Source organism: Bacteroidota bacterium, assembly GCA_016713765.1.
Classification (GTDB): domain Bacteria; phylum Bacteroidota; class Bacteroidia; order AKYH767-A; family 2013-40CM-41-45; genus Pollutiaquabacter; species Pollutiaquabacter aromativorans.
Map to the genome: position 1 here is coordinate 844,270 of JADJON010000003.1, position 21,208 is coordinate 865,477.

At 56.4% G+C, this 21,208-nt stretch carries 18 protein-coding genes; 15 read left to right on the plus strand and 3 right to left on the minus strand.

The features are described 5' to 3' along the window. The first annotated feature begins 172 nt into the window (after nucleotides 1-172). The 3 genes from IPJ96_14445 to IPJ96_14455 all read left to right on the plus strand — a co-directional run bounded on the left by IPJ96_14445 (nucleotide 173) and on the right by IPJ96_14455 (nucleotide 2,916). Nucleotides 173-1,207: a WG repeat-containing protein gene (locus IPJ96_14445; protein ID MBK7911515.1), complete on the plus strand. Its 1,035-nt coding sequence runs from the start codon at nucleotides 173-175 to the stop codon at nucleotides 1,205-1,207. Between the two features lie 345 nt (nucleotides 1,208-1,552). Then, nucleotides 1,553-1,858: a DsbA family protein gene (locus tag IPJ96_14450; protein MBK7911516.1), complete on the plus strand. Its 306-nt coding sequence runs from the start codon at nucleotides 1,553-1,555 to the stop codon at nucleotides 1,856-1,858. 239 nt (nucleotides 1,859-2,097) lie between these two features. Continuing rightward, on the plus strand, nucleotides 2,098-2,916 hold the full coding sequence (locus IPJ96_14455; protein ID MBK7911517.1) for a DUF2490 domain-containing protein: 819 nt from the start codon (nucleotides 2,098-2,100) through the stop codon (nucleotides 2,914-2,916). 21 nt (nucleotides 2,917-2,937) lie between these two features. Here the strand turns inward: IPJ96_14455 and IPJ96_14460 are convergent, their stop codons facing one another. Continuing rightward, the gene (locus tag IPJ96_14460) at nucleotides 2,938-4,245 is read right to left on the minus strand and encodes an NAD(P)/FAD-dependent oxidoreductase (GenBank protein ID MBK7911518.1); all 1,308 of its coding nucleotides are present in this window, start codon (nucleotides 4,243-4,245) and stop codon (nucleotides 2,938-2,940) included. Nucleotides 4,246-4,395: 150 nt separating this feature from the next. Here IPJ96_14460 and IPJ96_14465 point away from each other — a divergent pair, with 150 nt between their 5' ends. The 3 genes from IPJ96_14465 (at nucleotide 4,396) to infB (ending at nucleotide 9,132) form a co-directional block, all read left to right on the plus strand. Next, nucleotides 4,396-4,869 carry a ribosome assembly cofactor RimP gene (locus IPJ96_14465; GenBank protein ID MBK7911519.1) on the plus strand — a complete coding sequence of 158 codons (474 nt, stop codon included), beginning with the start codon at nucleotides 4,396-4,398 and terminating at the stop codon, nucleotides 4,867-4,869. 6 nt (nucleotides 4,870-4,875) lie between these two features. Further along, nucleotides 4,876-6,132: a transcription termination/antitermination protein NusA gene (nusA, locus tag IPJ96_14470; protein ID MBK7911520.1), complete on the plus strand. Its 1,257-nt coding sequence runs from the start codon at nucleotides 4,876-4,878 to the stop codon at nucleotides 6,130-6,132. A gap of 90 nt (nucleotides 6,133-6,222) precedes the next feature. After that, nucleotides 6,223-9,132, plus strand: coding sequence for a translation initiation factor IF-2 (gene infB, locus IPJ96_14475; protein MBK7911521.1), 2,910 nt, complete (start codon nucleotides 6,223-6,225; stop codon nucleotides 9,130-9,132). Between the two features lie 81 nt (nucleotides 9,133-9,213). Here the strand turns inward: infB and IPJ96_14480 are convergent, their stop codons facing one another. Continuing rightward, nucleotides 9,214-9,630 carry an SPOR domain-containing protein gene (locus tag IPJ96_14480; GenBank protein ID MBK7911522.1) on the minus strand — a complete coding sequence of 139 codons (417 nt, stop codon included), beginning with the start codon at nucleotides 9,628-9,630 and terminating at the stop codon, nucleotides 9,214-9,216. A gap of 109 nt (nucleotides 9,631-9,739) precedes the next feature. Between IPJ96_14480 and IPJ96_14485 the strand changes: the two genes are divergently transcribed. The 9 genes from IPJ96_14485 (at nucleotide 9,740) to radA (ending at nucleotide 15,733) form a co-directional block, all read left to right on the plus strand. Beyond that, nucleotides 9,740-10,114, plus strand: a complete 375-nt coding sequence (locus IPJ96_14485) for an MmcQ/YjbR family DNA-binding protein (GenBank protein ID MBK7911523.1) — start codon at nucleotides 9,740-9,742, stop codon at nucleotides 10,112-10,114. 16 nt (nucleotides 10,115-10,130) lie between these two features. After that, a complete protein-coding gene (locus IPJ96_14490) occupies nucleotides 10,131-10,730 on the plus strand; it encodes a DUF502 domain-containing protein (protein ID MBK7911524.1) in 600 nt (199 codons plus the stop codon). 57 nt (nucleotides 10,731-10,787) lie between these two features. Beyond that, a complete protein-coding gene (locus tag IPJ96_14495) occupies nucleotides 10,788-11,387 on the plus strand; it encodes a hypothetical protein (GenBank protein ID MBK7911525.1) in 600 nt (199 codons plus the stop codon). 24 nt (nucleotides 11,388-11,411) lie between these two features. Next, complete coding sequence (locus tag IPJ96_14500; protein MBK7911526.1) at nucleotides 11,412-11,840, plus strand: hypothetical protein; 429 nt, start codon at nucleotides 11,412-11,414, stop codon at nucleotides 11,838-11,840. Nucleotides 11,841-11,908: 68 nt separating this feature from the next. Beyond that, entirely contained in the window at nucleotides 11,909-12,262 is a 354-nt protein-coding gene (locus IPJ96_14505) for an aspartate 1-decarboxylase (GenBank protein MBK7911527.1), read from the plus strand. Between the two features lie 2 nt (nucleotides 12,263-12,264). Beyond that, a complete protein-coding gene (locus IPJ96_14510; protein ID MBK7911528.1) occupies nucleotides 12,265-13,281 on the plus strand; it encodes a flippase-like domain-containing protein in 1,017 nt (338 codons plus the stop codon). Then, nucleotides 13,268-13,771, plus strand: coding sequence for a D-glycero-beta-D-manno-heptose 1-phosphate adenylyltransferase (gene rfaE2, locus IPJ96_14515; GenBank protein MBK7911529.1), 504 nt, complete (start codon nucleotides 13,268-13,270; stop codon nucleotides 13,769-13,771). The genes IPJ96_14510 and rfaE2 overlap by 14 nt, the downstream gene beginning before the upstream one ends. A gap of 55 nt (nucleotides 13,772-13,826) precedes the next feature. Next, nucleotides 13,827-14,237 (plus strand): hypothetical protein, encoded by a 411-nt coding sequence (locus tag IPJ96_14520; GenBank protein ID MBK7911530.1) that lies wholly within the window; start codon nucleotides 13,827-13,829, stop codon nucleotides 14,235-14,237. 119 nt (nucleotides 14,238-14,356) lie between these two features. Beyond that, complete coding sequence (gene radA / locus IPJ96_14525) at nucleotides 14,357-15,733, plus strand: DNA repair protein RadA (GenBank protein MBK7911531.1); 1,377 nt, start codon at nucleotides 14,357-14,359, stop codon at nucleotides 15,731-15,733. Nucleotide 15,734: 1 nt separating this feature from the next. On the opposite strand, the gene IPJ96_14530 is transcribed toward radA, so the two are convergent. Beyond that, a complete protein-coding gene (locus tag IPJ96_14530; GenBank protein MBK7911532.1) occupies nucleotides 15,735-21,140 on the minus strand; it encodes a CotH kinase family protein in 5,406 nt (1,801 codons plus the stop codon). Between the last annotated feature and the right edge of the window lie 68 nt (nucleotides 21,141-21,208).

The following is a 21,208-nucleotide window of genomic DNA, read 5'->3' on the forward strand; positions in this document are numbered from 1 at the left end:
GTACGGGCAGTCGCGAGTCGTTATTTCTACCGGTTTAACCACCTCGTCTTGTTGTACTCTCTATGGTCGATGATACGACCAGGCACCGTCGAGGTGGAACGCATCCTATCCCCAGAATATCGGATTCCATATATTTACATCCATCCCCATTACACGAGAGCCCGTTGCTGTTATGAAAAAAATTCTCTCCATCACCCTCTTGCTTTTCAGAGTTGTCGCCGCTGTTGCCCAAACGCCGCTATCTTTCAAGGATCCGTTGACGGGCATGTATGGTTTTAAAGACGCTCAGGGCAAAGTAATCATACCTGCTGTGTTCAGGGCAGTCACCCAGTTTAACAGCGACCTGTCCCTTGCGCAGGAACCAACCGGAGGAATCGCCATCCCGATTAAACCCAGTGGCTTCCCTTTAGGCAACGATTACCATATAGCAGATGCTCAGAAAGTACTGCTTGGTGGGCTATATGGAGAACACGGAGGCAAGACGATGGAACCGAAAAACCCGGAAGCCATCCCGTCAACCTATAACTCCATTCTTTTTAGCTATGTGGAACCCGCTAAGAGAATGTCCGTTGTCAAAAATTCAGCACTATCGGTCAACAAGAACGCGAAAGAAGGTGAAGTGCCTGTCGTTGTGCATAAAAAATCAGGACTGAGTTACATGCACATGTATACTTTTTTCGATCGCGAAGAACATTCAAGCATCATTGCCAATTCCTCCCTTTTCAGAATGCGGATTCCGATAGAATTCGTGTCTGAAAAGACCGATGCACCGTACGGCTTTGGACTGGAGTTTCAGTTCTGGCTCGACGGGAGTGGCGAATGCAAGGACGCGCAGCACATCGCCCTGATTGTGAGGAGCGATAACACCCTCCAGGTCTTTGACAAGCGAATTCCTTATGCAGACAACTTTGTTTGCGGTGGATGGAATTGCTGGAACGGAAAGAAAAAGATGGAATATCAAGATATCGGAAACTACAAACAAGTTGCGACTTATTCGACTGACAAAGGCAAACCTGTTGTGCTTGAAGTGATCAGAAACCGTGAAGAATTTTACATCTACCTGAACGACCAGTTAGCTTACCAATCACCCATACCCGCTTGCGATTTCGGGTATGGGGATTTCCCAATCCCGCTATTTTACAATAAAGGGGAGTTTCGGTTTTTACCCGGTACAGAATATACAATTTACAGACATAAAAGCCGCTAGTCGGAAGATCCTCCCACATCCCTATTTCAAGCGTGTTTCACTTTGTCCAAAGCGTATCGGATAGGGAGTTAGAATAAACAAAAATGTACAGAACGTTTGGCAAAAAACCTGTCTGAAATAAAGTTTTCTGATACTATGCTGTTCGAATAACGGAACAAGAACTAACGTGTAACTTTCATAGATAGATTGAACGAGCCGTTTGAAATCCTGAGATGGCATACTCCTTTTGAAATTCTGTTTTTCAACTGAAATGATTTTGGTTGTCCTTACTGAAAATCCTCTTTACGCGAATAGAAAAGGACCCCTCCGTTACCACCCAGGAAGCAATCGGCTATGGAAACGAAAATAAAAGTGGAGATCTGGTCGGACGTGCAATGTCCGTTCTGCTACATCGGCAAACGGCATTTCGAGCAGGCGATGGCACAGTTCGCAAATGCCGGACAGATCGAAGTGGAGTGGCACAGCTTCCAGCTCGATCCGGAACTGCCCAAGCCGGCGAGCCACCTGAACATTTACCAGTACCTGGGGGTCGGTGTGGTTGATGTGGCGCCTGGATGCGGGGAAGGTGTGAGATTAGATTTATTTCACTGCTCACCCACACTGTTTCTTAGTCTTGCACTTAAATCTCCCCACAAAGAAAATCCAGTGTAAGTTTGAGAAACAGTGTGAGTGAGCAGTGTTTTTCAACTGGCACGGGAGATCGGACTGGACGAAGCCGTATCAGGCGCGCAACCGTCGAATGTTTTCCTGTCGGCTTTGCTGAAGTCGTTCGAGGAGTGGAAGACGTCTGCCCGCTAATTCCTTTCGGGTGCGGTCTGTTGGAGCACCACTGATTATTCGTTGACCTTCCTTCCCTGCGTAATTTCCTTTTAACTTACGCGAATATGCCCATGCTTTCCGAAGGACGATTCCTTTCAACCCGCGCACGGTCTAACAGGATCGTGTGGTTCGTGCTGCTGTTTCAAGTAGCGACCAGCATCGTTTCGCAGGCGGCGACCAATCGCATCCGGACAGCGCACAGCATCGGCTGGTACAACACTTTTCTCACGTTTCGCCTTTCCGACAAGAGCAGCATCCAGGCGGAGTACCAATGGCGGCGGGAGGAATGGATCTCCAACTGGCAACAGAGCCTGTTGCGGATCGGGTATCATGTGCAGTTGCATCCGCGCGTGACAGCGCGCCTGGGTTACGGTTGGATCGAGACCTTTCCCTACGGTGACATCCCGCTGAATGGTTTTGGAAAGCAGTTCACCGAGCACCGCCTGTTCCAGGCCATCGTGCTGCAAGACGAAGTAAAGCGCTTGTCGATCTCCCAACGCTGGATGCTGGAAGAACGCTGGCTGGGACGGTATGCCAGTGCCGCGTCCACGAAGGAGGAAGGCTTCGACCTGCTCGGGCGCATTCGCTATCAGGTTCGCTTACAACATCCGATCTGCAAGCCCGGCGACGGCCAGGGCCATTTCTACATCGCCACCTACGACGAACTCTTCATCGGCTTTGGCAAGAACGTGAAAGAAAACGTGTTCGATCAGAACCGCCTCGCGGGTTTGATCGGCTTTCAGTCACGTTCATCGTTCCGCGTCGAGGCGGGATTCCTGCAGCAATTGCTGCAACTGGGAAGGGAAGTGAACGGTAAGAATGTGTTTCAGTACAACAATGGGGTTACGGTGAACCTGTATTACATGCTGGATCTGCGGAAGCGAAACTGACGCAGCACTCTCCGATGTTTTTCAACTATTGTTCGTTCGGCCTTTGTACGGTCGTATGATCAACCGGATCGCCCGGTCGTAGGAAAAGTAGTTCCAGATCCAGTTGAAGAAAACCACCACACGGTTGCGGAAGCCGACGAGCAGCACGAGGTGGATGAACAGCCAGGCCATCCAGGCCGGGAAGCCTTTAAGGCGAATGCCGCCGGCCAGTTCCGCGACCGCCTTGCTGCGGCCGATGGTGGCCATGGTGCCCCGGTCTTTGTACACGAACGGCTGCCAGGCCTGACCTTTCGGACGGTTGAGATTTTTCGCGAGCAGCTTTCCCTGCTGCATGGCCACGGGACCCAGCATCGGATGCGGAGCACTGCCGCCTTCCGTCATCGCCGCCACGTCGCCGATCGCGTACAGACCATCCGCACCGGCCACGCGATTGAACGAGTCGACGCGGATGCGGTTACCGCGTTCCAAACCCTGCTCGGGGATGCCGGCGATCACCGCACCCTTGACACCGGCGGTCCAGAGCAACGCGCTCGTACGGATTTCGGTACCGTCGTTGAGTTTCGCGACCATCCCATCGTAGGACGACAAGCGAACGCCGAGACGGAGTTGCACGCCCAGGGCTTCCAGTTGCGCGCGCGCATTGGCGTAGGTCTTGTCGCTCATGCCGTTCAGCACGTGTTCGGAGGACTCGACGAGCGTGATGTGCATGTCTGCAAAATCGAGTTCGGGGTAATCGTGCGGCAGGACATGCCGCTTCAGTTCGGCCAGTGCGCCTGCGATCTCGACGCCGGTGGGTCCGGCGCCGACGATGACGAAGTTCATGCGACTGGCTCGCTGTGCAGGGTCTTTTTCGAGCAGCGCTTCTTCGAAATTCTGCAGGATGAAACTGCGCATGTCGAGCGCGTCGCGCACCTGTTTCAACGACAGGGCATGCTGTTGCAGTTGTTGATCCCCGAAAAAGTTCGTCATCGAGCCGGTCGCGATCACGGCATGGTCGTAGGGTAAGGTCCCGATGGACGTCACCACTTGTCTGGCGATCGGATCCAGGGATTCGATCTCCGCCACGCGAAACAGCACACCCCTGTTCCGGCGAACGATCTGCCGCAAAGGATACGCGATCGAATCGGGTTCCAGTCCGCCCGTGGCGACCTGATAGAGCAAAGGCTGGAAGGTGAAATAGTTGTGTCGGTCCAACAGGAGGACTTCGAACCTTCGGGTATCGAGCCGGAGCGCCGTTTCGATGCCCGCGAAACCACCGCCCAGGATCAGCACCCGTTCCTTGTCGGGCGACTTTTTAAAAACATCGAAAATTTGGCTTTTTTCAGCCATTTAGGAAAGTGTCCTGCGGGACATTGGGAGGCACTAAGTTAAAGCGCATCCGGGGGCTTTTGTTTTCATTATCAGAAGATTTTGCGTACATTTGCAGTCAACTTCCAAACGTAAAGGGGGTCCCTCGGGGGCCCTTTTTTGTTGATAATCATGACTCTGCACGACGAGATCGCCCGGTTGACCCAGGAAAAGATCGCCGGCAGTCCGCTCTTCCTGGTGGAAGTCAAGGTTTCCCCGAACAAAGTGACGGTGTACCTGGACCATCCAAAAGGAGTCGGAATCGAAGATTGCGTTGCCGTTTCCCGGCATTTGCAATCGGCCTTCGACGGCACCCCGGTGTTCGAGCAACATGAATTGGAAGTCAGCTCACCCGGCATGGATGAGCCGCTGAAAGTGCTGCCCCAGTACCACAAGCGGATCGGCCGGCGGGTGAACGTGATCACCTTCGATGGTCTGAAGCACACCGGCACGCTGGTGTCGGCCGACGACCTGGGCATCGAGCTTGACCGCGAGATCGCCCGCAAGGTGAACGGACGAAAGCAGATCACGCACGAGTCGGTGCGTCTGCCGTTTGAACAGATCAAGGAAACACGAGTTATCTTTAATTTCGACCAACTGCGTTAACGCGTCATGAAAAAGACACTGACCCGCAACGAGCACTCTGAACTGGTAGAAGCCTTCTCCGAGTTCAAGGACTTGAAGAACATCGACCGCGCGAGCATGATGAGCATTCTCGAGGACGTGTTCAAGAACATGCTGAAGAAGAAGTACGGTACGGCCGACAACTTCGATATCGTGATCAACACTGACAAAGGAGATCTCGAGGCTTTCCGTAACCGCCTGATCGTGGACGACGGCGCGGTGGAAGATCCTTCGACCCAGATCGAGTACTCGGAAGCGATCCTGATCGAGCCCGACTTCGAAGTGGGCGAAGAAGTGTCGGAAAAAGTCCGTTTCACCGACTTCGGTCGTCGCGCCGTGCTGGCCGCCCGTCAGAACCTGATGGCCCGGGTGCAGGAACTCGAAAAAGAGAGCATCTTCCAGAAGTACAAGAACCGCGTGGGTGAGATCATCACCGGCGAAGTGTACCAGGTCTGGAAAAAAGAAATGCTGGTGATGGACGACGACGGCAACGAGTTGATCCTGCCGAAGTCGGAACAGATCCCGGCCGACTTTTTCAAAAAGGGCGACGCCGTGCGCGCCGTGGTCTTGCGTGTGGAGATGATAAACGGTACGCCGAAGATCGTGTTGTCGCGCACCTCTCCCCTCTTCCTCGAAAAACTGTTCGAACTCGAAGTACCGGAAGTATTCGACGGGCTCATCACGATCAAGAAGATCGTGCGCGAGCCGGGCGAGCGCGCCAAGGTGGCCGTTGAAAGCTACGACGACCGCATCGATCCGGTGGGCGCCTGCGTCGGTATGAAAGGTTCGCGCATCCACGGCATCGTACGTGAGTTGCGGAACGAGAACATCGACGTCATCAACTATACGAACAACATTCCGCTCTTCATCTCCCGCGCCTTGTCGCCGGCCAAGATCTCTTCGATCAAGCTGGACGACGAGAAGAAGCGCGCTTCGGTGTTCCTCAAGCCGGACCAGATTTCCCTGGCGATCGGCAAGGGCGGTAACAATATCAAACTGGCCGGCCGTCTGACCGGCTTTGAGATCGACGTATTCCGTGAGTCGGAGGAAGACTCGGAAGACGTGGACCTCGACGAATTCACCGACGAGATCGAACCGTGGATCATCGACGAACTCAAGGCGATCGGTTGCGATACGGCCAAGAGCGTACTCGATCTCCCGATCGACGATCTGGTTGCACGTACCGACCTGGAGGAAGAGACGATCCGCGAGGTCATCCGCATCCTCCGCGCGGAATTCGAGTAATGGAACGCGCGATGAGAACGTTCATCTCCAATTAACCCCCGTCGCGGGAACGGGGGCAAGCAATAAAAACACCCCCGTCAGTATTTCGCTATGGCAGAAGCAGAAAAAACGATCCGACTCAGCAAAGCGGTCAGGGAATTCAACCTGAGCATGGACCACATCGTGGACTTCCTGACCAAGAAAGGCATCCAGGTTGAAAGCAACCCGAACACCAAGTTGCCCGGGGAGGCATATGCCTTGCTGTTGAAGGAATTCCAGCATGATAAGTCCCTGAAGGAAGAAGCCCAGCAATTGGCTCAGTCCAAAGTCAAGCGCGAAGGCGCTGTGGTGCTGGACGCCCAGGATCAGAAGAAGCCTGCTTCCCGCAAGGAAGATGAGTCGCGTGAGATTCTGATCAAGAACGTAGCCGGTGCAACCGGTGCGCCGACCGAGACACCGAAGAAGAAGAAGGCCGAACCGGAAGCCAAGCCGGAAGCGGACGTCAAACCTGCCGCAAAAGCCAAGAAAGCCAAGGAAGAAACTCCTGCCGAAGAAGAGGTCATCAAAGCCAAGGCCGAAAAGGTCGACGGCCCGAAGGTTTTGGGCAAGATCGATATCGAAGCTGAAACCAAGGCACCGAAGAAGACCACCAGCCGTAAGAAGAAAACCGACGAACCGGAAGCAGCCGCACCGGCTGAAGTTCCGGCTCCCGCTCCTATCCCGACTCCGACACCGGTTGCCGAAACTCCTGTGGTTCCGGAAGCACCGGTAAGTCCGGCTCCTGCTGTAGCTGCCGAAACACCGGTCACGCCCGCGGCACCTGCAGCACCCGTTGCGACACCGCCCGCTACTCCCGAGACGCCGGCCAAGGACGCCGACTCCGAAGTTCACCGAGTACAGTTCGCCAACCTGACCGGTCCGACCGTACTGGGTAAGATCGAACTGCCGACTGAAACGCGCCGCAAGCCGGCCGCGTCTTCCGACGGCGAGAAGAAAAAACGCAAGCGTACCGAACGCAAAGGCGGCGGCACACCTGTTCCGCAGGACAAGCAACGCGGCGCGGGCTCTACGGACCGCAATGCCCAACAGCAGAAAGCCCGCAAGCCGGGCGAGAAAACCGAGATCAGCGACAAGGAGATCCAGGACAAGATCAAAGCTACCCTGGCCCGCCTGAGCGGTGGCGGAAAATCGAAGGCTTCCAAGATCCGACGTGCCAAGCGCGAAGAGCGTGCGGAAGAGCGCGAACTGGAATCACTCGAACAGGGCCAGAAGATCATCAAGGTCACCGAATTCGTTACGGCGAATGAACTGGCCAAGCTGATGAACGTCACGGTCACCGAGATCATCTCGACCTGTATGTCGCTCGGTCTGTTCGTTTCGATCAACCAACGCCTCGACGCGGAAACCCTGAGCGTGGTCGCGGAAGAATTCGGCTTCAAAGTCGAGTTCGTCTCCGCCGACGTACAGGACTCCGTGAAAGTGGAAGAAGACAGCGCCGACGACCTCAAGCCGCGCAGCCCGATCGTCACCGTGATGGGTCACGTCGACCACGGTAAGACCTCCCTGCTCGACTACGTCCGCAAGGCGAACGTGATCGCGGGAGAAGCGGGTGGCATCACCCAGCACATCGGCGCTTACGAAGTACAGCTCGAGAACGGCAAGAAGATCACCTTCCTCGATACGCCGGGTCACGAAGCCTTTACGGCCATGCGCGCACGCGGCGCCAAGGTCACCGACGTCGCCATCATCGTCGTTTCGGCGGATGACAGCGTCATGCCACAGACGGTGGAAGCCATCAACCACGCCCAGGCGGCGGGGGTACCGATGGTGTTCGCCATTAACAAGATCGATAAGCCCGAAGCCAACCCCGAGCGCATCAAGGAACAACTTGCCAAGATGAACATCCTCGTGGAAGACTGGGGCGGTAAATACCAGTGTCAGGAGATCAGCGCCAAGAAAGGCCTGAACGTCGACAAGCTGCTCGAGAAAGTGTTGCTGGAAGCCGAACTCCTCGACCTGAAAGCCAACCCGGACCGCCGCGCGAACGGTACGGTCATCGAATCCTCGCTCGACAAGGGCCGCGGTTACGTGATGACGGTACTCGTACAAGGCGGCACCCTGCGTGTCGGCGACATCCTGCTCGCGGGTTGCTACAGCGGCCGCGTGAAAGCCCTCTTCAACGAACGCGGCTTCCGGTCGAAAGAAGCCGGTCCTTCGGCTCCCGCGCAGGTGCTCGGTATGACGGGCGCTCCGCAAGCCGGCGACGTGTTCGTGGTCATGGAAGACGAACGCGAAGCGCGCGACATCGCCAACAAGCGACTCCAGTTGCAGCGTGAGCAGGGCATCCGTACCCACAAGCACATCACCCTCGACGAGATCGGTCGTCGTCTGGCGATCGGCAACTTCAAGGAGCTGAACGTGATCATCAAGGGCGACGTGGACGGTTCGATCGAAGCGCTCACCGACGCCATCCTGAAACTTTCCACGCAGGAAGTACAGGTGAACGTGATCCACAAGTCGGTGGGTCAGATCTCGGAATCCGACGTACTGCTCGCCTCGGCCTCGAACGCGATCATCATCGGCTTCCAGGTCCGTCCTTCCACCAGCGCGCGTAAACTCGCCGAGAACGAAGAGATCGAGATCCGTCTTTACTCGATCATCTACGACGCGATCAACGAACTCAAGCAGGCCATGGAAGGCATGCTGGCGCCGGAGTACCAGGAGAAAATCGTCGGCAACATCGAGATCCGCGAGATCTTCAAGATCCCGAAAGTCGGTACGGTGGCCGGTTGTATGGTGCTCGACGGCAAGATCTCCCGCAACACCAAGGTGCGGGTGGTCCGCGACGGTATCGTACAGTACAGCGGCGAACTCGGCTCGCTCAAGCGTTTCAAGGACGATGTGAAGGATGTATCGGCCGGCTACGAATGCGGTCTGAGCGTCCAGAACTTTAACGACATCCGCGTGGGCGACATCATCGAAGGTTACGAGCAGGTGGCGGTCAAGCGTACGCTGGCCTGATCCATCTGAACATACAGCAATAGAAAACGCCCCGGTAACCGGGGCGTTTTTTTATGGTGGTGCGTGAAGAACAGTGACTGATTATTTCAATCCCGGCAGCCGTACCTCGTCCGGCACGATGAACATCGTCGGATACTGGCCTTCGATCTTTCCGAGAAACTGCTGCGCTTCGAGGCGGGAGCGGAAATCGCCGACCCGGACCTTGTAGTTCGGCTGCTGATAGGAAAGGTAGGCCGGGACGTCCGGGTAGCGGGACGTGAAATCGATCTTGACTTCCGAAGCTTTTGGGCGGTTCGAACCGAAATAGATCTGTACCCGGTAACCGGTTACGGTCTGGCGGGTGATGTTGAGTCGGCGTTGCTTGGCCACCAACAGATCGTAGCGCTTGTCGCGCCCGATGACGAGCGAACTGTCGGCGTTGGAAGTGACGATCCAGTCCTGTGCCGACACGCTAATGCCCGACAGGAAGAGAAGCGAAAACAGCCACGACCTTTTCATGGCTCAAAAATACGGTTTGAACCGGAGATTAGCGCTTTTTCGACGCTGGGTTCATTTTCCGGTCAGGTTCATCCGGGGAATCGCTAAATTCAGGATCGAATACGCGGCGATGAACATCGAAGAGCTTCGAAACTATTGCATTCGAAAACCGGAAGTCACCGAGGGCTTTCCGTTCGACAGCGAGACGCTTGTCTTCAAGGTTGCCGGTAAGATGTTCCTGCTCGTATCCCTTGATGAATCGCCTTTGCGCTTCAACGTCAAATGCGATCCGGAGCTGGCGATCGAGTTGCGGGAAAAATACCCTTGCGTGCGACCCGGATTTCACATGAATAAGAGCCTGTGGAACACGGTTACAGCCGACGGATCTGTCGGCGCTAAACTCCTGCAGGAATGGATCGATCATTCGTACGCGGAGGTCGTGAAGAAACTCCCAAAAAAAGATCAGGCGCGCCTCCGCGAAGGCGCGCTCAATTCGCATCTTTGAGGCTCAGTTAACGCCCATGAAACGTCTGCTCAATTTCTTCTTCCAGGGACTCTTATTCGTCGTACCCATCGCGGTGACCCTCTGGGTGCTTTTCCGGGCGATCCTCTGGGTTGATGGCTTGCTACCCTTTCAGGTTCCCATCCACCTGCCCGGGAAAACCGAGATCGACATTCCCGGCCTGGGCCTCATCACGATCTTCCTGTTCATCGCGGCGGTGGGCTGGCTGTCGGCACGCTACATCCGCAATCCGCTCTTCAGCTACCTCGAGCAACTGATCGATAAGGCGCCCCTGGTCAAACTCATTTACTCCTCTGTGAAAGACCTGGTGCAGGCATTCGTCGGTGAGAAACTTCGTTTCAATCAACCTGTCCTCGTCCGACTGGAGAAGGAATCCGAGATCAACCGCATCGGTTTCATTACGCAGGAAGACCTCAGCGATCTCGGGCTGGAAAAGGAGAAGGTCGCCGTCTATCTGCCCTTTTCTTACTCGTTCGCCGGGGAACTGATCATTCTTCCGCGAGAGAACATCCGGCCGTTGAATGCTTCCGGTACGGATATGATGAAGTTCATCATCAGCGGCGGCGTTACCGAAATCAAGGAAGACGGAAAGAAGTAACGGATCCCGGGCTCAGTCCTATTATCGCATGCAGCATCAGTAGTCGATTCGATCATCATGTCCTTTCGTAACGTTTTCAAGCAGGACGAAACACGCGAGTTCGGTTTCGGCAGCCGGGTGGAAGGCCGCGACCAGCGTCTGATGAACCGCGACGGTTCCAGCAATGTCCGCCGGAAAGGCCTCCCCTATTTTCAACGGTTCAACGTCTTTCATGAATTGATCCGGATGGCGTGGTGGAAATTCTTCACTATTCTGTTCTCGACCTATCTGGTCATCAACCTGATATTCGCATCGCTCTACTGCTTCACCTGGCCGGACAGTATCGGCGGTATGATCTACCAGAGTGAATGGGAGAAATTCCTCGAGATCTTTTTCTTCAGCGCGCAGTCGCTTACGACGGTCGGTTACGGTCGGCTCAACCCGACCGGGGTCTTTGACAGTGCCCTGGCTTCGATCGAAGCGATGGTCGGGTTGTTGGGTTTCGCCGTCGCGACCGGTTTGTTGTACGGACGGTTCAGCCGACCGGTCGTCCGTTTGTTGTACAGTGAACAGGCGGTGGTGGCGCCCTATCGCGACCGCAGCGCGCTGATGCTGCGCGTCGCGAAAAAGCATCGCAGCGAACTCATCGACATCCAGGCAAGCATCGTGATGTCGTAGGTGTTGCAGGAAGCCGGGAAGCCGGTGCGAAAATTCGCCAACCTCAAGCTCGAGTTCACGCGCGTCAACCTGCTCACCACATCCTGGACCATCGTACACCCGATCGACGACGAAAGTCCGATGCTCGGCTGGAGTGCCGACGACTTCGTGAACAACCGTACGGAGCTGTTGGTGTTGTTGCAGGCGTACGAAGAGACCTTTGCCAACAACGTGCATTCCCGCACCAGCTACAAGGCCAATGAAATCGTGGTAGGTGCCCGATTCATCTCCATGCTGGACGCCGTGAAGAAGGATCCGTTGCCGTTCACCTGGACCGGATCTCCGCCTACGAGCCGGCGGCACTTCCGGTCGAATCCGGTTCCGGGCGTTCTTCTCTTTCGTGAAACGCCTTTCGTCCGCCTGCGTATGAGCAGCATGGTTCGCAACAATGCCGGAACCTGGTCAATATTCTGAAATTCAATTAATTACCTGTTCACAAGGTTTGGCCGAATGCGCTGAAGTCCGTAGGTTTGCAGCCCGCTATGATGATCCGAGTACTGAAATCCAAAATACACCGCGTCAAGGTAACCGAAGCCGATCTCAACTATGTTGGCAGCATCACCATCGATGAAGACCTGATGGATGCCGCCGGACTGATCGAGAACGAGAATGTTGACGTTCTGAACGTCAACAACGGCGAGCGATTCGATACGTACGTGATCAAGGGCAAGCGCGGCACCGGACAGATCTGTCTGAACGGTCCTGCCGCCCGTAAAGCAATGGTCGGCGACGTTGTCATCGTCGTCTCGTATGCGCTGATGGATTTCGAAGAAGCGAAGACGTTCAAGCCGACGCTGATCTTCCCGGATGCACACAACCGCGTGCATCCTTCTTGATCGTGCAAAAAAAAGCGCTGTCCATCTTCCGCAACCTGCTGCTCCTGGCGATCGCCGGATTGCTGTTGTGGTGGTCGTTCCGGGGTGTCGACCTCCGCGCTACCCTTTCCGAATTTTCCGAAATCCGTTGGGGCTGGTTGTTGCTCTCCGTAGCCGCGTCGCTCATTGCCTTTCTCAGCCGTGCTGAACGCTGGCGGTTGCTGATGCGCCCGCTGGGGTATCATCCCGGACTGGGCGTAACCTCGCTCAGCCTGATGACCGGCTATCTCGCCAATCTGGCCTTACCCCGCTTAGGTGAGGTGACCCGCTGCGGTTCGCTCAGTCGCGCCACCGGCATGCCCTTCGACCGACTGCTTGGTACCGTGATCGTAGAGCGAGTCATTGATGTGTTGTCCCTCGCCGCGTGCATGCTGGGTACCGCCTTGCTGGAACGCGAACGGCTCGGTGGATTTCTCCACGACAACCTTTTCGGACCGCTCGGCGAGAAGCTGTCGGGGCTTTTCGGTAATCCGTTCGTGTGGGCGACGCTTGTCGCCGTCACGCTCTTCATCATCTGGTGGAAGCGACGGTCCCGTGCCGCCGGCACCCCGAAGGCAGGATTCCTGCAACGTCTCACCGGAATGTTACAGGGCATTCTCGAAGGATTCCGTTCCGTACGCAAGCTGGATCGTCCGTGGGCATTTCTCTTTCATACGGTGCTGATCTGGGTGATGTACTTCCTGATGTCGTACACCTGTTTCTTCGCGCTACCCGCAACCGATCAGCTCAGTCCGGCAGCCGGCTTGTTTGTCCTGGTCGTCGGCGGGATGGGGATGTCGGCGCCTGTACAGGGAGGCATTGGCGCCTATCACCTGCTGGTTTCCCGCGGACTGATGCTCTACGGACTGACGCAGACACACGGGCTGGCCTTTGCCACCCTGATGCATACCTCCCAGACACTGGTGGTCCTCATCCTGGGTAGCATCTGTTTCGGTATCTTAGTGTTCATGCAACGCAAACAGGTCGATGGCAACGCTTGATATCATCCGCCGGAAAATTCTCGCACCGGAGCAGGTCGCCAATTGGGTAAGCCTGCAGCGCTTCCTGAGTAAGCGCATCGTCTTCACCAACGGATGCTTCGATATCCTGCACCTGGGGCACGTCGATTACCTGGCGCGTGCGGCGGATGAGGGCGACGTCCTGGTCATCGGTTTGAATACGGATGAAAGCACCCGCCGGCTGAAAGGTCCGCACCGTCCGATCAACGATGAAGTGCAACGCGCGATGTTGCTGGCGAGTATGCACTTCGTGGACGCGGTGATCTTCTTTGGTGAAGACACCCCGCTTGAGCTGATCCGCAAGGTCATGCCGGATGTGTTGGTAAAAGGTGCCGACTATTCGCTGGAAAACATCGTGGGAGCCGATCTTGTATTGGCCTCCGGCGGGCGGGTCAAGACCATCGAGTTCCTACCCGGATATTCAACAAGTGCCATAGAAAAGCGGATTTTGGACGGAAAAAGCCGTCCGTAAGAAAGGTGAAGGATTTTGAACAACTTTATTCCGTATCTTTCATAAAACCAGTATCATGAAAAGGATCCTCATCCTCGCGCTGTTTCTTATTACTGCCGGCTTGTCTGGTTGTGAGAAAGTTGAAATGCTCAAATCTGAAAAGAGCGTTGAGAAAGAACTGGAAGGTACCTGGAATCTGATTCCCATTCCGCGAACGAATCCGGCTGAAGAATGGGCATTCCGGGAGAATACCATCATTCGAAGCCAGATGCTTGGCAGCGTCATGACACCGATCGATACCGGTCACTATACGATCAGGACAACCCTGATGAAATCATATGTCAAGTTTGAAGACTTTAGTCTGGTGCTGGATGAATTGAATGGCGAATGGCAGATCGTTGAACTAAGCAGCAACGTCTTCGTGATCGCTACTGACCATAACGGAGCAACCGGTATCATGGAACTCGACTTTTCAAGAAAAGACTGATTCCTCTATCCCCCTCATTTGAAAAGCGAAGGCATCCCCTTCGCTTTTCTCATTTTATGGAACGGTTATAGCCAGCCGACTCTGAACGCAACGTAGAATTGGCGTAACTTCGGCGCGCCGTGGCCAAAGCGAAAACCGTCTTCTATTGCCAGAATTGTGGCGCCCAGTCACCCAAGTGGGTCGGACGTTGCGCATCCTGCGGGCAATGGAACACCTATGTGGAAGAGGTGGTCCAAAAAGAAACTTCCGCGAATCTCTGGAAGAAGCCCGACGACCGTAAACGCAAGACGCCGAAGCCGCAATTGCTGCAGGACATCAGCGCCGGTGGTGAGAAACGCGTGGTCTTGCCGGATGCGGAACTGAATCGCGTGCTGGGCGGCGGACTGGTACCTGGATCGCTGGTGTTGTTGGGTGGCGAACCGGGGATCGGTAAATCCACCCTGGTGCTGCAGGTCGCCCTGGGTATGAAAGGAGTACCGGTCCTGTATGTCAGCGGAGAAGAAAGCGAGCAGCAGATCAAGATGCGCGCCGATCGGCTGAAGCTGCGCAACGACCGGTTCTATGTGCTGACCGAGACCCAACTCGAAAACATCTTTCAGCAGGTTGCCGAGACTGATCCGGGCTTGCTGGTCATTGATTCCGTTCAAACGATTTTCACCGATAAGATCGAATCCTCGCCCGGAAGCGTTTCGCAGATCCGCGAATGCACGGCTGAACTGCTTCGCTTTTCCAAACAGTCGGGCGTACCGGTTTTCCTGATCGGACACATCACCAAAGACGGCACCATCGCCGGACCGAAGATCCTCGAACACATGGTCGATACGGTCCTGCAATTCGAAGGCGACCGGCACCACCTCTACCGCATCCTCCGTTCGGTCAAGAACCGTTTCGGATCGACCGCCGAGTTGGGTATTTACGAAATGCAAAGCAGCGGCTTGCGCGAGGTATCCAATCCTTCGGAGGTGCTCATCGCTCAACGCGAAGAGTTACTGAGCGGAGTCGCGATCGCCGCGACGATGGAGGGCGTTCGCCCCTTGCTCATCGAGACGCAGGCACTGGTCAGCTCGGCGGTGTACGGCACGCCCCAGCGTTCTTCGACGGGATTCGATCTTCGTCGTCTCAGCATGTTGCTGGCCGTACTCGAGAAACGTTGCGGCTTCCGGCTGGGCGCGAAGGATGTATTCCTGAACCTGGCCGGTGGCATCCGCGTGGAGGATCCGGCGATCGACCTGGCCGTCATCTGCGCGATCCTTTCTTCCAACGAAGACATCGCGATCACGCCGAAGATCTGTTTTGCCGCGGAAGTCGGACTGAGCGGAGAGATCCGGCCGGTGGCTCGCGTCGAACAACGGATCGGCGAAGCCGAGAAGCTCGGCTTCGAACAGATCATCATCAGCAAGTACAACAAGAAGGGGCTCGACCTCTCCCGCTTCAAAGGCATCCGCATTCATGCCGTATCGAAAGTGGAAGAGGTCTTTTCGCTGCTCTTCGGTTGAATCAACGGTGCGCGATCACCACCGGCAGATTCCACACCTTTCCTTCGAACTCGACCCGCAATCGGTACAGGCCGGAAGGCCATGAACCGGTATCGATCCGATAGAGTGTTTCGGCCGTAAGCCTCGGCACATCGTAGAGCACGATCCTTCCGGCTCCGTCGTACACCGTGATGCCGACCTCACCCTGCAGTCCGTTGTGCAAGAGCAACAAGTGGTCGCCCGCCGGATTGGGATACGCGATCACCCGCAGATCGCGCGGCGTCAGGTTCGCAGCTGCCGTAGCGACATTCACCACGACCGTATCGGAAGCCGAACAACCGTTGGCATCGGTCACCGATACCGCATACGTACCATCCGAATTCACCACCAGGGTTTGCAGCGTTGACCCATCCGACCAGAGATACCCGCTGAATCCGGCGCCCGGATCGAGTACCGCAGAATCACCGGAGGCGATCAGCAGGTCGGGGCCGAGATCCGGCGACGGCAGTGCATGCACCGTGGCAGTTACCGCCACCCAGTTGCTTGGACAAAGTGTCCCGGCCTGCACATAGTACGTGGTGTTCACCGCGATGATGGGCGTGAGGTAGGTTCCGCCGGTTTCGACCACGGCTCCTCCCGGTGTCGCCGCCCAACTCATCGGATCAGCGGCGCTGGCGGTCAGCAGCACCTGGCCGAATCCGCAAACCGAACCGCCGGTGACGACCGGATCAACACTGACCAGATTGATCTGTGCCAAGACCGGTATGAAGTTGCTCAGGCAACTGCCGCTGCCGGACTGCGCGTAGTACGTGATATCGACACTGATCGAAGGCGTGGTAAAGCTCAAGCCTGTTCCCAACAGGTTGCCGCCGGGGGCGTCGTACCAGGAGACCGGATCGCTGCTGACGGCAGCGAGTGTCAGCGTTCCGCTGCCGCATCGTTGCGCGCCAGTTACCTGCGGATCGACCGGGTTCGAGGTGATGATCGCGTCAACGGAGATGCGCGCCGACGGACAACTTATTCCGGCCTGAACATAGTACGTCGTGGAGGTGTTGAGGACCGGCGTCGTGTAGGTGTTACCGGTTGAAAGCAATGTCCCACCAACAGCGGCATCGTACCAATACAGTGTCGCGGTATCGCCCGGTGTGGCCGTCAGCAAGAGCGTACCCGGACCACATCGGGTGGCATCCTGCGTTGCAGGAAGAGCAGCGCCGCTAATAATGATCGCATCGGCAGGAATCCGCTGGCTCGGGCAAACATCGCCGGCCTCCGCGTAGTAGGTGGTCGTTGCGGTCAGTATCGGGGTAGTGAAGCTACTACCGGTAGCCAGCAAGGTGCCGCCGACCGGCGCATCGTACCAGCGGATCTGCGCGGTATCGGTTGCCGTCAGCGTTACCGAGCCGGGTCCGCAGCGGCTGTCCGACTGTGTGACCGGATCGGCGGTAAGCGGAAGTATCGTTGCAACCGCCGGCACGCGGTTACTCGGACAAAGCGTTCCTGCTTCCGCGTAATAGGTCGTCGTGGTGGTCAGGGCGGGCGTGACGAATGTGTAGCCCGAAGCCAGTACGCTGCCACCACTTGCGGTTGCATACCAACGCACAGCGGCCGTATCGGTTGCAGTAAGCGTCAGGCTGCCATCGCCGCAGCGACTATCGTCTTGTGTTACCGGATCCGCGGTAACGGCATTCACTACCGCGGTCACCGCCACCAACGGGCCGGGACAGTTGCCTGCGGCCTGGGCATAGTAGGTCGTCGTTGTCTGAAGTACCGGTGTGGTAAAGCTCGTGCCCGTTCCTACCAAGGTCCCGCCGCTGGCGGCATCGTACCATTCGATCGGGCTGGTGGACACAGCCTGCAATTGCACACTGCCGTCACCGCAACGGGAAGCGCCGGTGGTTGACGAGAGTGAACTGATCGCCGAAACGGTTACCCGCAGCGTGTCACTCAGTCCGGTACATCCGCCCGCGTTCACCCGCGCACGATAGACACCGGTAAGGGAGGCGACGTAATCGACCGCGGTCGCACCGGGAATATCGACACCGTCGCGCTGCCACTGATAAGTTGTCGCGTTGGCGGGAGATGCCGTCAGCGTGACGGTTGCTCCCTGACAAAGCTGTGTCGTGCCAGCAGCGGTGAGTCCGATGGTTGGCGCACCATAGGCGCGTCCAGGAGAACCGCCGTAGCAGCCGGCGAACCAACTGGCCGGATCATTGGGATCTGCAGACCCGGCGACACGCTCGAGTGTGAAGCCGGCTCCATCGGCGGTAACCGGCCAGGGCGCGAAGTCGTCATAGAAGACCGAGCCGAACAATTGGTCATCGCGGTTAAAGAGCCGGAGCTCTTCGCCTCCATTATTGAAATCAAATCCGAAGTCGCCGATCACATTGGTTACTGCCGGATTGATCGAAGCGAACTTGTCAAGATCCGAGGCCAGGACCAGGTAACCGCCCGCCGGGAGTACGGTGCCGGTCGGAAGGGTGTAGGTATGATTATCGGCATCGTCGCGGAATTTCCAACCGGAGATATCAAGATCGAAAGCAGCAGGGTTGCGCAACTCGATCCAGTCGCCGGTGTTCCAGGCGGAATCGCTGTTGAAATTGATCTCGCTGAATTCGACCTGCGCAGCGGCCGCGCTGCCGTTGAAGTAGGCCGTGATCGCGTCGCTGGAAGTGAAATTATAGGTGACCGAACGGTTCGGGTTGTTCGAGCTGATGGTCGTGTTGGAACGCCAGTGATCGAACGAATAACCAGGGTTGGGAATGGCGGTGATCGTCACCGGATTGCCATTGAAGTAAACGCCGGACCAGGGATAGGATGTCGGGGTGATCGTGGAGATCTCGATACGTCCGGCACCGGCCGGTTGGACCTGGAGCGTCAGCGTGACCTGACCGGAGAGTCCGAACTCACTTTGAATTTGTCCGCGCACGTTCGAAGGTCGCTGACTGGCAAAGGTCAGCATGCTTTGAATGTTGCTGAGCCAGTCGGAGTTATTGCTGCCCCAGGCGAATTGGTACGCCATGTCGGTCGAGATCGTATCCCGATACATATACGCCACCTGCTGCACGTTCGACGGCAGGAAGATGGTGTTGATCAGGTCCGCGTAACGGTTGATGAAGTAGCGACGGAAGACCGTGTTCTGCGTCAGCGCGTCGAAGATGTCGGAGTTGTAATTCTGCGGGCTGGGATTGCGGGCCACGGACAACATGTTATTCGTGACCGAACCGTACAGGCCCAAACCGAAGTCGAGGTCGTAGATGAGGTAGCGGAATTTGCCTCCTTCCTTCCGGGGCCGCCAGAGCTTCAGGTTGTTGTTGCCTCCCCCCATCCAGTCGTCGTTCGGATAGTAGGTTTCGGCGATGAAGTAATCGGCCATGTTCTGAAGGTCCAGCATGGACGCGACGGAATCGTAGTAGGCAGGATCGGAGGGCGAAACCGTCGTAGCATAGTTGTACAACTTCCAAAAGGCATCGGTGCTTCCACGCTTGACCTCGATGCCGGAAGCGAAATAACTTTCCTTCAGGAGGTCGATCTCATCGTCGTCGTAGCCGTAGTTGAGTTTGACCCAGTGATGGTCGTCGTTCTCCCGGGTATAGTACACGCCCCAGTTGCCGCCGTTGAGGAACAGGAGACAAGGCTCATAGGCCACATAATCGTTGAACGTCGTTCGGAGAAGTCGTTGCATGAGGGGATCCCGCATGCGCGCATTCGACCGATCATTGCCGGTCATGTGCAGGATGAAATTATCCCAGCCGGTCATCCAGGGTTTCAACGACTCCATCGGGTAGTCGAGGCTCGACAAACCGTAGCGATCGCCGAGGCTGATCTCGAAGCTCTTTTGCGGCGCGGAACGCGACCAGCCGCCGGTAATCTGCAGTCCGCCGTTGAAACGAAAAGCACGCTGGCGCGCGCGGTCGAAGAACTCGACCGTGACCGGCTTTTCCCAATCCATCCAGTAGTTGGCGCCCCAGTGCGGAGTGTTCGGATCGGCGTTGGGTCCTTCGACGTATATGCCGGTGTTGTAATCCCAGAGGTTGTCGGGATCGGTGGTCAGAGAATACACCGGCAAGCGACTGTTCACACCGATGAAATATGAGTTCGTAATGGTAGTACCCGGCAATACGCCGGAGGCGAACACCCGGGCGCGTACGGTGATGGCGGTATCGTTCAAGGTGATCGGACCGGAAGCAAGCGGAGATGAGGATGTCACATCACTGCCGTCGAGCGTATAGCGTACCTGTCCGCCCGGATAGGTGGTGGTGATCGTCAGCGATTGCGCGGATGCATAGAAACCCGCGGCCTTCGAGAAGACGGGAATGCCGGCATACCCGCTTCCGCAGGAAGAGGTGTTGTTCGAAGCATCGGGTGTCGGTTGGTCCGTGAGGCACCAGGAGCCACCGTCGGGAATGCGGGCAACGGAATGGTCCGCTTCGAGACTTCCGGTAGCTTTCGAGTCAAGGACGTTTCCCGCAGGATCGGAAAGCCAGACCGTCTCACCGGTCCGACTCAGTTTGAAACCCGTATGGAAATACATCTTCGCCGGAGCGCGGAACCAGGAAGGAAGACTGTAGAAGGAACCCGCGCCGGGATTGCACAGGAAGCTCAACCAGAAACGACCGCTGAGGTCGGTGTTGGTGGAGTTCAAATTATGGACCTCGATCGCGAGGACATTATTCCCGGGCAAGAGTGCAGCCTTCAGTGTCGCTGCGTCCACATGAAAAGAATCGGGTAACTGTCCCTGGTACATCACCGCTTCGTGCGAACTGGCCGAGACGGCATTCCAGGCGGGACGAATTCCGGGTACGCCGATGTTGGCGCGGGCGATCTCGATACCATTGAGGTAGGCGACGAAAGCGTCGTCGTAATCGGCATGGAATACCGCGTCGAGGATCTTCGCTGTATCGGCAATGGAGAATGTACGGCGAGAATAGGCCGATATCGTGGTGGAGATGGTCGTACCGTCATCCCCATCGCCGTAGCCGATGCCTCCGGTACCGGAATTCCAGGAACCGTCGTTGAAGGACGTGTTGCGCCAGTTCGTATCGGGTGGCGCGGAAGTGTTGGCGCGGTAACGCCAGGTATCGTTCTCCCGCACGGCGGTTTGCCAGGTGGCGGTGATCTCCGTTTTCACCGGATCGGCAGCCACCAGCAGCAGGTGGTCTTGCGGTCCGAGCGAATACGACGGAAAGACGAACTTCCGCAAGTCGAGTGAATCGTCCGAGATCGCGTAACCGTTCAGGTCAACCGGAGAACTTCCGCTGTTGAACAATTCGATCCAATCATCCGACTCCTGGTACTCGTCGAGGAAGGTCGCAAGGTTAGACGGTTGAATCTCGTTGATGCGGATCTGCGCACTGACGGTATTCAATGAAAAGCATAAGAGCAACAGCCAAAGCCGAAAGATGGCCTGGCCCGAAAAAAAACGGTGCATGAGAGGGTCATTGGTGTGTGTTACGAAATTGTATGCATTTCAATCGGAGCAGGAAGCAATCTGAGCCA

Excerpts from the sequence above, each read along its gene's own strand:
- IPJ96_14445 (MBK7911515.1), top strand. The coding sequence starts at position 173 with ATGAAAAAAATTCTCTCCATCACCCTCTTGCTTTTCAGAGTTGTCGCC.
- IPJ96_14455 (MBK7911517.1), top strand. The coding sequence starts at position 2,098 with ATGCTTTCCGAAGGACGATTCCTTTCAACCCGCGCACGGTCTAACAGG.
- IPJ96_14460 (MBK7911518.1), bottom strand. The coding sequence starts at position 4,245 with ATGGCTGAAAAAAGCCAAATTTTCGATGTTTTTAAAAAGTCGCCCGAC.
- IPJ96_14465 (MBK7911519.1), top strand. The coding sequence starts at position 4,396 with ATGACTCTGCACGACGAGATCGCCCGGTTGACCCAGGAAAAGATCGCC.
- nusA (MBK7911520.1), top strand. The coding sequence starts at position 4,876 with ATGAAAAAGACACTGACCCGCAACGAGCACTCTGAACTGGTAGAAGCC.
- infB (MBK7911521.1), top strand. The coding sequence starts at position 6,223 with ATGGCAGAAGCAGAAAAAACGATCCGACTCAGCAAAGCGGTCAGGGAA.
- IPJ96_14480 (MBK7911522.1), bottom strand. The coding sequence starts at position 9,630 with ATGAAAAGGTCGTGGCTGTTTTCGCTTCTCTTCCTGTCGGGCATTAGC.
- IPJ96_14485 (MBK7911523.1), top strand. The coding sequence starts at position 9,740 with ATGAACATCGAAGAGCTTCGAAACTATTGCATTCGAAAACCGGAAGTC.
- IPJ96_14490 (MBK7911524.1), top strand. The coding sequence starts at position 10,131 with ATGAAACGTCTGCTCAATTTCTTCTTCCAGGGACTCTTATTCGTCGTA.
- IPJ96_14495 (MBK7911525.1), top strand. The coding sequence starts at position 10,788 with ATGTCCTTTCGTAACGTTTTCAAGCAGGACGAAACACGCGAGTTCGGT.
- IPJ96_14505 (MBK7911527.1), top strand. The coding sequence starts at position 11,909 with ATGATGATCCGAGTACTGAAATCCAAAATACACCGCGTCAAGGTAACC.
- rfaE2 (MBK7911529.1), top strand. The coding sequence starts at position 13,268 with ATGGCAACGCTTGATATCATCCGCCGGAAAATTCTCGCACCGGAGCAG.
- IPJ96_14520 (MBK7911530.1), top strand. The coding sequence starts at position 13,827 with ATGAAAAGGATCCTCATCCTCGCGCTGTTTCTTATTACTGCCGGCTTG.
- IPJ96_14530 (MBK7911532.1), bottom strand. The coding sequence starts at position 21,140 with ATGCACCGTTTTTTTTCGGGCCAGGCCATCTTTCGGCTTTGGCTGTTG.